General features: G+C 56.5%; 13 protein-coding genes. 11 read left to right on the forward strand and 2 right to left on the reverse strand.

The genetic code is table 11. The features are described from left to right. Positions 1-20 precede the first annotated feature (20 nt). The gene (locus tag AC2FH6_RS20125) at positions 21-1,172 is read right to left on the reverse strand and encodes a radical SAM/SPASM domain-containing protein (RefSeq protein ID WP_496704037.1); all 1,152 of its coding nucleotides are present in this window, start codon (positions 1,170-1,172) and stop codon (positions 21-23) included. 374 nt (positions 1,173-1,546) lie between these two features. Between AC2FH6_RS20125 and AC2FH6_RS20130 the strand changes: the two genes are divergently transcribed. The 9 genes from AC2FH6_RS20130 (at position 1,547) to rplQ (ending at position 8,151) form a co-directional block, all read left to right on the forward strand. Next, on the forward strand, positions 1,547-1,759 hold the full coding sequence (locus AC2FH6_RS20130) for a DUF1127 domain-containing protein (RefSeq protein ID WP_142639774.1): 213 nt from the start codon (positions 1,547-1,549) through the stop codon (positions 1,757-1,759). A 177-nt stretch (positions 1,760-1,936) separates the two neighbouring features. Then, entirely contained in the window at positions 1,937-2,764 is an 828-nt protein-coding gene (locus AC2FH6_RS20135; protein WP_496704038.1) for a hypothetical protein, read from the forward strand. Positions 2,765-2,917: 153 nt separating this feature from the next. Further along, entirely contained in the window at positions 2,918-3,391 is a 474-nt protein-coding gene (gene rplO, locus AC2FH6_RS20140; protein WP_142639772.1) for a 50S ribosomal protein L15, read from the forward strand. 109 nt (positions 3,392-3,500) lie between these two features. Continuing rightward, positions 3,501-4,865: a preprotein translocase subunit SecY gene (gene secY, locus AC2FH6_RS20145; RefSeq protein WP_271951986.1), complete on the forward strand. Its 1,365-nt coding sequence runs from the start codon at positions 3,501-3,503 to the stop codon at positions 4,863-4,865. Beyond that, positions 4,862-5,506, forward strand: coding sequence for an adenylate kinase (locus tag AC2FH6_RS20150; protein WP_142639768.1), 645 nt, complete (start codon positions 4,862-4,864; stop codon positions 5,504-5,506). Before secY ends, AC2FH6_RS20150 begins: the two co-directional genes overlap by 4 nt. Positions 5,507-5,706: 200 nt before the next feature. Then, entirely contained in the window at positions 5,707-6,075 is a 369-nt protein-coding gene (gene rpsM, locus AC2FH6_RS20155; RefSeq protein ID WP_142639766.1) for a 30S ribosomal protein S13, read from the forward strand. Positions 6,076-6,089: 14 nt separating this feature from the next. Next, positions 6,090-6,479, forward strand: a complete 390-nt coding sequence (gene rpsK / locus AC2FH6_RS20160; RefSeq protein WP_037311698.1) for a 30S ribosomal protein S11 — start codon at positions 6,090-6,092, stop codon at positions 6,477-6,479. A gap of 115 nt (positions 6,480-6,594) precedes the next feature. Continuing rightward, the gene (locus tag AC2FH6_RS20165) at positions 6,595-7,611 is read left to right on the forward strand and encodes a DNA-directed RNA polymerase subunit alpha (RefSeq protein WP_281995981.1); all 1,017 of its coding nucleotides are present in this window, start codon (positions 6,595-6,597) and stop codon (positions 7,609-7,611) included. A gap of 117 nt (positions 7,612-7,728) precedes the next feature. Further along, on the forward strand, positions 7,729-8,151 hold the full coding sequence (gene rplQ, locus AC2FH6_RS20170) for a 50S ribosomal protein L17 (RefSeq protein WP_142639761.1): 423 nt from the start codon (positions 7,729-7,731) through the stop codon (positions 8,149-8,151). Positions 8,152-8,227: 76 nt separating this feature from the next. Here the strand turns inward: rplQ and AC2FH6_RS20175 are convergent, their stop codons facing one another. Continuing rightward, on the reverse strand, positions 8,228-9,205 hold the full coding sequence (locus tag AC2FH6_RS20175; protein WP_496704039.1) for a TAXI family TRAP transporter solute-binding subunit: 978 nt from the start codon (positions 9,203-9,205) through the stop codon (positions 8,228-8,230). 145 nt (positions 9,206-9,350) lie between these two features. Here AC2FH6_RS20175 and AC2FH6_RS20180 point away from each other — a divergent pair, with 145 nt between their 5' ends. Beyond that, positions 9,351-10,736, forward strand: coding sequence for a trypsin-like peptidase domain-containing protein (locus tag AC2FH6_RS20180; protein ID WP_496704040.1), 1,386 nt, complete (start codon positions 9,351-9,353; stop codon positions 10,734-10,736). Between the two features lie 4 nt (positions 10,737-10,740). After that, entirely contained in the window at positions 10,741-12,054 is a 1,314-nt protein-coding gene (locus tag AC2FH6_RS20185) for a replication-associated recombination protein A (RefSeq protein ID WP_496704041.1), read from the forward strand. Positions 12,055-12,078: the final 24 nt, after the last annotated feature.

The raw sequence follows: 12,078 nt of genomic DNA on the forward strand, positions 1-12,078 counted from the left end.
GTGCCTCGGCGCAAACTCGGCTATGACCCGAGCGCCTTTTTTTCTGCAAACTCAATGTCGACTTCATGGCGCAACGGGGGTTCTCTGCCTGGTTTTTCGTACAGCCTGGGGCATCCATCGCAAAAACTGGCTGCTGCTTCGCGTTTGGAATGAGCACGCGGGTTCCAGACCTGCCGGCGCAGAGCTTTGTATTTTTCGTTGTTCCAGATGGTTTCAAGTGGTTCGTCGAAAACATTTCCCAACACATGCGGATCACGGTTCTTGTCGGAAACATATTGGCGGCCGGATCGCCAGAGACAGCAGGGAATCACATCGCCATCAAAGCGAATGACCGTGCTGCTGTGGGGCCAATGGCATCTTGGGGTGAGGGATGATGACAGGGGCGGGCCATTTTCAATCCGATCGGAATCGTCGTCTACGACGTTGTACAGATCTCCATTTGCATCGAACCGTAGCCCTTCAAACGTGGTAAAGGCGTCGATACCAATCTCGTCTACGATGGCCTTCACCTGATCCAATTCATCCTCGGCGTGATGGGGGAAAGAGATATGCTGTATTTCTATGAACGGAGATTTCAGACCCTTCCTCTTTTTATAGCCAGCCAGTAGTCGCAGGTTGTTCAGAACGAAATCCAGGCGTCCGCGAACACGGGTAACCTGAAAGCTTTCCTGCGTCGCGCCATCAACCGAGATTGTGATATGGCTAAGCCCGGCATCGACCAGGTCATGAATCCTCTCGGCTTTTAGCCGATAGCTGAAATGGGTGGTGATATGGCTTTCCAAACCGGCTGCGGTCGTGGCCCGGATCATGTCGTTGAGGTCCGGGTGTGCCAGAGGATCGCCATAGTAGAACAGGCTTACACCAAGCGCGCGATCTTTGATCTGGTCAATGATATGCCGGTACTGCTGAAGGCTGAGTTTGTCCTGCTTTCCGAAATTCTGATCGCTGAGTAATGGCCGGTTGCGTCGGGACGGGTTCGCATGGACGCAATGTGGACAGGCTAGTGAGCACAGCGGCGAAATATCAATTTTCACCAGAGACGGCAGCGGGGCGGCTTGTTGAGAGTGAAGAAGATAGCCCCGAACGTTGCGCAACAGGTTTGCCGATTGCTTCAAGGAAGGACGGCGCTGAATCCAGCGCAACCTTCTAATAACGCTTGAAACCAAAGGCATGGAGTATCCTCATTCATGAAGTCGAGGACGCCCTAAACGTGCGAGGCGAAAATGGTAAAACAGGCCGAAATAGCCCGATAGTTCACGGATATGTGATAGAATAGTGAAAATATGGGTCCGTAAAAGAAAAAAGATATTAAAATATATAAATTTGATAGATCTTATCTTTAGCCGAGAAATCCACAGGTGTATTTCAACGAAAGCCTGTAGTGGGATGTCTAAACAGTGTTTTTACTGCCATTCCCCCAATGCATACCGGCCAGACCGAATCTTCTGTTGTTAGCGTTATCTGGCGTTCTTATTTGAGCTTTGTCCCAAATAGGAACGCAAACGAAATCTGGAGAATACGCTCCGGTTTAGAAAGGAATATAGAAATGGCAAACACAGCAACTTTTTCCCGCGAAGGCTTTGGTCTGACCGCCCGCATCACAACTCTGATCGCACGCGTGAAAGAGGCCTATGCCCTGCGCGCCGAATTCGGCCGCACCTATTCAGAGCTTCAGAACCTGACTGATCGTGAACTGAACGACATTGGTATCCGCCGGTGCGATATAAGTGATATTGCGCATAAGCACGTCTACTGCTGAAAACCTGGCAGGATGAACAACACCGAGGCGCCATTTGGCGCCTCTTTTGATTCTGCGTGCTTGAAAGGCACAGGCACGGTGAAATTGGTCGCTCTGCATTGTGGATCGTTTGGAAATTTTCCATGAGAATTTTTAGAGGGGGCTATGTCCCAATAACGCGATGACGAGGCTGACACAGTGCGAGACTACCAGATCGGCATGTTGTGGGTGGATGGCCCGCTGAGCTTTCTCGAGCAGCTCTGCATCAAATCCTATCTGGATACCGGTCAATCCGTTCGCCTCTACACCTATGGGAATGTCTCCGGGATACCTGAAGGTGTGGATACCCGCGATGCGCGCGATGTGATGCCTGGCACAGAATTCATTGCGCATAGCCGTACTGGTAGCCCGGCGCCGCATTCGGACAAGTTCCGATACCGCATGTTGGCGCAGGAGCCCGATTTGATATGGGCGGATACGGACGCCTATTGCATGCGTCCTTTCACAACGGAGACCGGGCATTTTTACGGAATGCTCGAAGGAGAGATTGCGATCGGCGTATTGGGCATTCCGTCAGACAGCCCGGCGCTGGATCTGCTCATCGAATATACAACGGACCCGTATCGGATTCCGCCATGGCTGCCCAAACGATATCAGGAACCCCTTCGTGCGGCACAGGATGCAGGTGATCCGATCAATGTGCCCGCGCAATATTGGGGCGCATGGGGTCCGTCAGCCTTTGCCTGGGCTTTACGGCAAACCGGCGAACACCAATTTGTTCTGCCTGAGCATGTGTTCTATCCGGTGAACTTTACCAGACGGCGCGCTTTGGCACGCCCAAACGCCGATTTATCCTGGTTCTTCCACGAGGACACAGTTTCCATTCACTTTTATGGTCGCCGGATGCGTTCGATCCTTAGGAACAGGTATAATGGCCTGCCAGATCCAGATAGCCTGGTGGGTAAGCTTCTGGCCAAACACCGGATTAATCCACTGGACGCGCCAATCCAAAATGCTGAAGGCTAGACAGTTTGGGTGTTGTTCACTTCAAAACTTGCATCCTCAGCCACAAAGCTGTATCGGGCTCCGGTGGCGTACTGCGCCGCAAGAATCAAAACCAAGAAATGCCGTGTTTGACCCATCACGCTTCGGGGTCATTTCCGGCGAAGGAGAAGCGAAATGAAACTGAATGAATTGCGCGACAACCCAGGCGCCACACCGAAACGGACCCGCGTCGGCCGTGGTCCCGGTTCCGGTAAAGGTAAAATGGGTGGCCGTGGTATCAAAGGTCAGAAATCCCGTTCGGGTGTGGCCATCAATGGCTACGAAGGTGGCCAGATGCCGCTGTACCAACGCCTGCCCAAGCGTGGCTTTAACAAGCCGAACCGCAAGGCATTTGCCGTTATCAACTTGGGCCTGATCCAGAAATTCGTCGACGCCGGTAAGCTGGACGCCAAAGCCGCGATCACCGAGGACGCACTGGTTGCATCCGGTCTGGTTCGCCGTAAACTGGACGGTATCCGCGTTCTGGCCAAAGGCGAAATCAGCGCCAAGGTGACCCTGGAAGTAACTGGTGCTTCGAAAGCTGCCGTTGAGGCAGTCGAAAAAGCGGGCGGTTCACTGACGGTCACAAAAGCCGCTGCGGCAGAGTAAGCGCTTGTGAGCGGGCCAAGACCCGCTTACATAGACCTCAGAGTTTTCCAAGACGCCGCCCGAGCCGGAAAACGGTTCCGGGCGGTGTTTTCATAAGAGAGACCGATTTATGGTATCAGCAGCAGAACAAATGGCAGCCAACACTAGCTGGGCTGCTTTGGGCAAAGCCACCGATCTGCGCAACCGCATCCTGTTCACACTGGGTTTGTTGATCGTCTATCGCCTGGGCACTTTTATACCGGTGCCGGGGATCGACGGACAGGCCCTGCGTGAGTTCATGGAGCAAGCGGGGCAGGGCATCGGCGGTATGGTTTCGATGTTCACCGGCGGGGCGCTTGGGCGGATGGGTATCTTTGCCCTCGGCATCATGCCTTACATCTCGGCCTCGATCATCATTCAGCTGCTGACCTCGATGGTTCCCGCGCTCGAACAGCTCAAGAAAGAGGGCGAGCAGGGTCGTAAGAAGATCAACCAATATACCCGTTTCGGCACCGTGGCGCTGGCCACCGTTCAGGCCTATGGCTTGGCCGTTTCGCTGGAGTCGGGCGATCTGGCGACCGATCCGGGCCTCTATTTCCGTCTGTCGACTATGATTACACTGGTTGGCGGCACCATGTTCCTGATGTGGCTGGGTGAGCAGATCACCGCGCGCGGCATCGGCAACGGTATCTCTCTGATTATTTTCGTTGGCATCATCGCCGAGGTTCCGGCAGCGTTGGCTCAGTTCTTCGCAAGTGGCCGCAGCGGCGCAATCAGCCCCGCAGTGATCATCGGAGTGATTGTCATGGTCATCGCCGTGATCACCTTTGTGGTGTTCATGGAGCGCGCTTTGCGCAAGATCCATATTCAATACCCGCGCCGTCAGGCCGGTATGAAGATCTATGAGGGCGGCTCGAGCCACCTGCCGGTCAAAGTGAACCCGGCCGGCGTTATCCCGGCGATCTTCGCCAGCTCGCTGCTGCTGCTGCCGGTGACGATCTCAACCTTCTCATCGGGTGCGACCAACGGGCCGATCATGTCCTGGCTGCTGGCCAATTTTGGACCCGGTCAGCCTCTGTACCTGCTGTTCTTTGCGTCGATGATCGTATTCTTTGCCTATTTCTACACGTTCAACGTGTCGTTCAAACCGGATGACGTGGCGGATAACCTGAAAAAGCAGAACGGTTTTGTGCCGGGTATCCGTCCGGGTAAGAAAACCGCCGAGTATCTGGAATACGTGGTCAACCGCGTGCTGGTTCTGGGTTCGGCTTATCTGGCGGCGGTTTGTCTGCTGCCTGAAATCCTGCGGGGCCAGTTTGCCATTCCGTTCTATTTCGGTGGTACTTCGGTTCTGATTATCGTCTCTGTGACCATGGATACGATCCAACAGGTTCAGAGCCACCTGCTGGCGCATCAATACGAAGGGCTTATCGAAAAGTCCCAACTGCGCGGGAAGGGTAAGAAACGCGGCAGGAAGGGACCCGCTCGTCGATGAACATCATTCTTCTGGGCCCCCCGGGGGCGGGTAAAGGAACGCAAGCGCGTCATCTTGTTGAAACACGCGGCATGGTGCAGCTGAGCACCGGAGACATGCTGCGCGAAGCCAAAACCTCGGGCACCGAGATGGGCCTGAAGGTCGCAGCCATCATGGATGCCGGCAAGCTGGTCACCGATGAGATCGTGATCGGCCTGATCGAAGAGAAGCTGACCACCGAAACCGGTGCCGGTTTCATCTTTGACGGTTTTCCGCGCACATTGGCACAAGCCGACGCATTGGCGGCTTTGCTGACCAAGTTGGGCCAGTCACTGCACACTGTGATCGAGATGCGGGTGGATGACGATGCCCTGGTGGATCGGATCACCGCACGTTCGACCTGTTCGGGCTGTGGCGAAGTTTATAATGACAAGACCAAGCCGATCCCGGCAGATGGTCGCTGCACCAACTGTGGTGAGCAAAAAGAGTTCACGCGTCGCGCCGACGACAACGAAGACAGCCTGCGCACGCGGTTGATGGAGTACTACAAAAAGACGTCGCCGCTGATTGGTTATTACTACGCCAAAGGTGATCTTCGCCCGGTCAATGGGTTGGCCGATATCAAGGAAGTGACTGCGTCGATCGAGGCCGTACTCGGCTAGCTCCAATATGGCCTTGACGCCAAGCGCAAAAGCCCATATCGACCCCCATCCCTAAAGGGAATCAAGATCGCAGGCGGGATTCGTCCTAACTGCCCCAACCACCTCGAATAATACTGGGCCCTCTGGCGTCACTGCCACGGTCAAGTGTTGTGAAAAAAGGTTCCGGAGCTACGGAACCGCAACAAAAAGGAAAGTGACACGTGGCACGTATTGCCGGCGTAAACATCCCGACTGCAAAGCGGGTACCTATCGCCCTCACATATATCACCGGTATCGGCAACACCTCGGCGCAGGCCATCTGCGAAGCCGTAGGCATTGAAGCGCACCGTCGCGTCAATGAGCTGTCGGATTCCGAAGTTCTGGCCATCCGCGAACATATCGACGCAAACTTCACCGTCGAAGGTGACCTGCGTCGCGAAGTTCAGATGAACGTCAAGCGCCTGATGGATTTGGGTTGCTACCGCGGTCTGCGTCATCGTCGTAACCTGCCCGTTCGCGGTCAGCGTACCCATACCAACGCTCGTACCCGCAAAGGCCCCGCAAAGGCCATTGCTGGCAAGAAGAAATAAGGAGGGTCTGACCGATGGCACGCGAAAAGACTCGTACCAAGAAAAAAGAGCGCAAGAATATCGCATCGGGCGTGGCCCATGTGAATTCGACCTTCAACAATACCAAGATCCTGATCTCAGACGTGCAAGGCAACGCCATTGCATGGTCGTCGGCCGGGACCATGGGGTTCAAAGGGTCGCGTAAATCTACACCGTATGCTGCTCAGATGGCTGCGGAAGACGCAGGTAAAAAGGCGCAGGATCACGGCGTCAAGACGCTGGAAGTCGAAGTTCAGGGCCCCGGTTCGGGTCGTGAATCGGCTCTGCGCGCACTGGCTGCAGTGGGCTTCAACATCACGTCGATCCGCGACGTGACGCCGATCGCTCACAATGGCTGTCGCCCGCCGAAACGCCGCCGCGTCTAAGCGAATTAGAATTGAGCTGGGGCCCGCATTTTCGCACGGCCCCAGCACGTCATTTTGAACCTCGGGCGTCTGCACCTTGTTGGTCATGGGGCGCGGACAGGAATGGAGGGATTACATGATCCACAAGAATTGGGCAGAATTGATCAAGCCAACCCAGCTGGAAAGCAAGCCGGGCAACGACCCTGCGCGCCAGGCAACGCTGGTTGCAGAACCGCTGGAACGTGGCTTTGGTCTGACACTGGGCAACGCCCTGCGCCGCGTTCTGATGAGCTCGCTGCAAGGTGCGGCCATCACCAGCGTTCAGATCGACAACGTCCTGCACGAATTCAGTTCGGTTGCAGGCGTGCGTGAAGACGTCACCGACATCATTTTGAACCTAAAGCAGGTCGCCCTGCGCATGGAGGTCGAAGGCCCCAAGCGTCTGTCGATCAATGCAAAAGGACCGGCAATCGTCACCGCAGGCGACATCAGCGAAAGCGCTGGCATCGAGGTTCTGAACCGCGATCACGTCATCTGTCACTTGGATGATGGTGCCGACCTGTTCATGGAACTGACCGTCAACACCGGTAAGGGCTATGTCTCGGCTGAAAAGAACAAGCCAGAAGATGCACCTATCGGCCTGATCCCGATCGACGCGATCTATTCGCCGGTTAAAAAGGTCGCCTATGATGTTCAGCCGACGCGTGAAGGTCAGGTTCTAGACTATGACAAGTTGACCCTGAAGATTGAGACTGACGGTTCGATCACCCCCGAGGACGCGTTGGCCTATGCTGCGCGCATCCTGCAGGATCAGCTGTCGATCTTCGTCAACTTCGATGAGCCGGAAGCGGCTGGTCGTCAGGACGAGGATGATGGTCTGGAGTTCAACCCGCTGCTGCTGAAGAAAGTAGATGAGTTGGAACTGTCGGTCCGTTCGGCAAACTGTCTGAAGAACGACAACATCGTCTACATTGGCGACCTGATCCAGAAGACCGAAGCCGAGATGCTGCGCACCCCGAACTTTGGCCGCAAGTCGCTGAACGAGATCAAAGAAGTGCTGTCCGGCATGGGTCTGCACCTTGGCATGGATGTCGAGGATTGGCCGCCCGATAACATCGAAGATCTGGCGAAGAAATTCGAAGACGCGTTTTAAGCGCGTCTTCCCCAATGCCCGGGCTGCCGGGGAATCAAGGGCGATCTTGCCCCAAGGAGAGTCGGTGACACGCATCGCCGGCCAGACAAAGCAAAACGCTAAAGAAGGAACTAGAAAATGCGTCACGCACGTGGTTACCGCCGCCTGAACCGTACTCATGAGCACCGCAAGGCTCTGTTTGCGAACATGGCTGGCTCGCTCATCGAACATGAGCAGATCAAAACAACTCTGCCCAAGGCAAAAGAACTGCGCCCGATCGTTGAAAAACTGATCACTCTGGGCAAGCGCGGCGACCTGCACGCCCGTCGTCAGGCCGCATCGCAGCTGAAAGAAGACAAAGACGTCGCAAAGCTGTTTGAAATCCTGGGCCCCCGTTACGCCGAGCGTCAGGGCGGTTATGTCCGGATCCTGAAAGCAGGCTTCCGCTATGGCGACATGGCCCCGATGGCGATCATCGAATTCGTTGACCGCGATCTGGACGCCAAAGGCGCTGCAGACAAAGCGCGTACCGCCGCCGAAGAGGCCGCAGACGAAGAATAAGAAAGCTTGGCTTTCATGTGAAAACCCCCGTGTCTCGGACGCGGGGGTTTTTCTTTTTCACAACTCTATCTCTGGCCTAGTTGATCCAGCCGCGCTCTCGATAATATCGGGCCGCCCCTGGATGGAGAGGTGCTGGCATGCCATCGCCGATCATGTCAGTTGGTTGCAAACCTTTCAGCGCCGGGTGTCCGACCGCCAGTTGCGGCAGGTTTTCAAAGGTCGATTTCACAAAGGCATAGATATCGTCATCGGGTACGTTGGCACGGCTTAGAAGACTAGCCTTATAGCCGAATGTTCTGGATGGTGACGTCACCCCTGTATAGGTATTTGCAGGGATGGTCACTTTGCTGAGCGCCTCGGAGCCGGAAACCAGACGGTCGATATCGCGCCCGGAAAGTTCGACCAGTTGAATCGCGCATGTCAGGGCTGTTTTTTGAATCAGGCTTGACGGATAGCCGACGACACTGGCGACGACGTCAATCTCGCCCGCGCACAAAGCCTTTCGCTGGAGGCCCATCTCTCCGAGTTTGATCGTGCTAAATCCCGAGATGTCCCAGCTTCCGGCATAGGGAAGCTTTCTGACCAAGCTGGATGCCGATCCTCCCAATCGGACACGCTTTCCATCCAGTTTATCAATGGAACTGATTCCGGACCCTTTGCGTACAACAACTGTCAGGGGTGCACTGTGGATCGAAAATAATGAGCGCAGAGTTGTGTCCGGCCCTTTGCCTTCGAAATAGGCTGCCCCCAACAGCGCGTCATTGACCCAGTCGGACCGCGCCACGACGATGTCGAACTTGCCACTGCGCAGCTTTGGAAGGTTTTCCTTCGGGCCACCTGTTGGCCGTGCGCGGCATTTATTACCGCTCGTCGCTTTGACAAATGACTTGCACAGAAGATTGCCGACGTTGAAATAGTACCCGGTTTTCCCTCCGGTCCCCATGGTCAGTTTGGTATCCGCCTGTACCGCCGGGGCGATTATCCCAAGGGTTGCGATCAGTGCGAGCGATGAAAGCCGCCCGCGCGACAGACATTTCAGAGTGAATGACCTCAAAACAATATTTCCTTCAAATGCACTTTGTGTTTGGCGGACATTCCCAGCCCTTCCGCCCCAAGTCAACGCGCCCTGTGCCTTAACACGCTTGCAATCCCTGCGCGGGCCTCGCATATCCGAAGGGCGCCCAATAGACGGATGGATCATGCGGAAAGTCTTGTGTTCACTCTTGCTGGCCGCTGCTGCGGTGTCAGCCCAGGCCGAAACAAAAGCACCTCAAACGCAGGCCGAAATCAGCCTTGGTTTTGCGCCCGTCGTGAAACAGGCCGCGCCGGCGGTGGTGAATATATACGCCAAGATTGTGCGCGAAGGGCGCTCGAACTCATTGTTCTCTGATCCGTTCTTTCAGGATTTCTTTGGCGGCGGCTTTGGCGAACCGCGACCGCGCGTTCAGAATTCGCTGGGGTCGGGTGTGATCCTGACGGATGACGGTTATGTGGTCTCTAACTATCATGTTGTTGGTTCAGCGACAGAAATACGGGTCGTCACGACGGACCGGCGCGAGTTTTCGGCCGAGGTGGTTCTGGGCGATCAGGAAAGCGACATCGCCATTCTACGTCTGAAAGATGCCGAGGCGTTGCCTTCGATCGACATGCGGGATTCCGATTTGGTTGAGGTGGGTGAATTGGCTCTGGCCATCGGCAACCCGTTCGGCGTCGGGCAGACGGTATCATCGGGCATTATCTCGGGGCTGGCGCGGACCGGGACGGCGACGGGCAATGCGCGGGGCTATTTCATTCAGACGGACGCGGCGATCAATCCCGGCAATTCGGGCGGGGCGCTGATCGATGTAAACGGTGATCTGATTGGCATCAACACCTCGATCCTGACACGTTCTGGCGGATCGAACGGGATCGGTTTTGCCATCCCTGCCAATCTGGTTGCCGAATTCCTGCGGCAAGCGCAGGCCGGCAATGACAGTTTTGTCAGCCCCTGGGCCGGAATGGCAGGGCAGCACATGAGTGCGGATATCGCTGAGTCTCTGGGCTTGGTCATCCCGCAGGGTGTGGTGATTTCGGATCTCCATGCGCTCAGCCCGTTGGCCGAGGCAGGGTTGCAGGTTGGGGACGTCGTGACCCATGTCGACGGGGATGAGGTCAACTCGCCGGCAGAGATGAAATTCCGCATGTCAGTGGCCGGTGTGGGCGGCACGTCGGTGGTGACGCGACTGCGCGGCGAGGACCGAGCTGAACTTGAGGTCGCTTTGGTCAAAGCGCCCGAGGTTCCGGCAGCGGAAGTGACGACGCTGAACGATGAAACCGTGATGCCAGGCCTGACCGTGTCGCGGATCAACCCTGCTGTTATCGCGCGGCTGGGGCTTTTGCTGTCGCAGACGGGGGTGGTTGTGGTCGACGCGGGCCGCTATGGCGGTCGGTCCGGGCTGCGTCCGGGCGATGTGGTCGATGGAATAAACGGCGCGCGGGTCGAGCGACCTGCTGATGTCGTGAAGGCGCTGACCGATCCGGGGCGTCGGATCAATCTGGATATCCTCAGGGGCGGCCGGCCGGTTTCCCTGCGGTTCAGGCTGTGACCGGATGAGTGACCTTTTCGATACTGGGTCACCTGATCCTGCGCCGCCTGTACATCGCCCGCTGGCCGACAGATTGCGCCCGCAAACGCTGGCCGAGGTGATCGGACAGGAACAGGTGTTGGGTCCGGATGCGCCTTTGGGCGTGATGCTGGCCTCGGGCAGTCTGTCGAGCCTGATATTCTGGGGGCCGCCCGGTGTCGGCAAGACCACGATCGCGCGGCTTCTAGCGCAAGAGACGGACCTGCATTTTGTGCAGATCAGTGCCATCTTTACTGGTGTTCCCGACCTGAAGAAAGTGTTCGAAGCTGCGAAGATCCGGCGTCAGAACGGGCAGGGGACGTTGCTGTTCGTTGACGAAATTCATCGCTTCAACAAGGCGCAGCAGGACGGGTTTCTGCCGCATATGGAGGATGGTACGATCCTCCTGGTCGGTGCGACCACGGAAAATCCATCGTTCGAGTTGAACGCCGCTGTGCTCAGTCGGGCACAAGTGCTGGTGCTGGAACGGCTCAGCCTGGCTGATCTTGAGCGTCTGACGCAGCGCGCTGAACAGGAATTGGACCGCGGGTTGCGGTTGGACCCTGCGGCCCGTGATGCGCTGCAGGAAATGGCCGATGGTGACGGACGTGCCCTGCTGAACCTGATCGAGCAGGTTGCCGCGTGGAAAGTTGAGGGCTCGCTAGACCTTGAAGCCCTGTCGACCCGGCTCATGCGCCGTGCCGCGAAATACGACAAATCTGGAGATGAGCATTACAACCTGATCTCGGCCTTGCACAAATCGGTGCGAGGATCCGACCCCGATGCCGCCCTGTACTGGTTCGCGCGAATGCTGACGGGAGGCGAGGACCCAAGATATCTGGCGCGCCGGATCACGCGAATGGCGGTCGAGGACATTGGTCTGGCGGATCCGCAGGCTCAGGCGATCTGTCTGCAGTCATGGGAGACCTATGAGCGGCTGGGCAGTCCCGAAGGCGAGTTGGCTTTGGCGCAGGCGCTGGTCTATCTGGCTCTGGCTCCGAAATCGAACGGGGCCTATGTGGGCTACAAGGCAGCGATGCGTCTGGCCAAGCAATCAGGAAGTGAGCCGCCGCCCAAACATATTCTGAATGCACCGACCTCTTTGATGAAAGATCAGGGCTATGGCGCGGGCTATGCCTATGATCACGATGCCGAGGATGGGTTTTCCGGCCAGAACTACTTTCCCGAAACCATACCGCGCCCGGTTCTGTATCAACCTGTTGAGCGTGGGTTTGAACGTGAGCTGAAGAAACGGTTGGACTACTTTGCCAAGCTGCGTTCGCAACGGAAACCAGACTAGCACCGGCTTGACTCTTTGGCCGAT

It is taken from the genome of Ruegeria sp. CDSC045 (genome assembly GCF_059610725.1).

Coding starts and splice junctions, on each gene's coding strand:
- AC2FH6_RS20125 (WP_496704037.1), bottom strand. CDS start 1,172: ATGCCTTTGGTTTCAAGCGTTATTAGAAGGTTGCGCTGGATTCAGCGC.
- AC2FH6_RS20130 (WP_142639774.1), top strand. CDS start 1,547: ATGGCAAACACAGCAACTTTTTCCCGCGAAGGCTTTGGTCTGACCGCC.
- rplO (WP_142639772.1), top strand. CDS start 2,918: ATGAAACTGAATGAATTGCGCGACAACCCAGGCGCCACACCGAAACGG.
- secY (WP_271951986.1), top strand. CDS start 3,501: ATGGTATCAGCAGCAGAACAAATGGCAGCCAACACTAGCTGGGCTGCT.
- AC2FH6_RS20150 (WP_142639768.1), top strand. CDS start 4,862: ATGAACATCATTCTTCTGGGCCCCCCGGGGGCGGGTAAAGGAACGCAA.
- rpsK (WP_037311698.1), top strand. CDS start 6,090: ATGGCACGCGAAAAGACTCGTACCAAGAAAAAAGAGCGCAAGAATATC.
- AC2FH6_RS20165 (WP_281995981.1), top strand. CDS start 6,595: ATGATCCACAAGAATTGGGCAGAATTGATCAAGCCAACCCAGCTGGAA.
- rplQ (WP_142639761.1), top strand. CDS start 7,729: ATGCGTCACGCACGTGGTTACCGCCGCCTGAACCGTACTCATGAGCAC.
- AC2FH6_RS20180 (WP_496704040.1), top strand. CDS start 9,351: ATGCGGAAAGTCTTGTGTTCACTCTTGCTGGCCGCTGCTGCGGTGTCA.
- AC2FH6_RS20185 (WP_496704041.1), top strand. CDS start 10,741: ATGAGTGACCTTTTCGATACTGGGTCACCTGATCCTGCGCCGCCTGTA.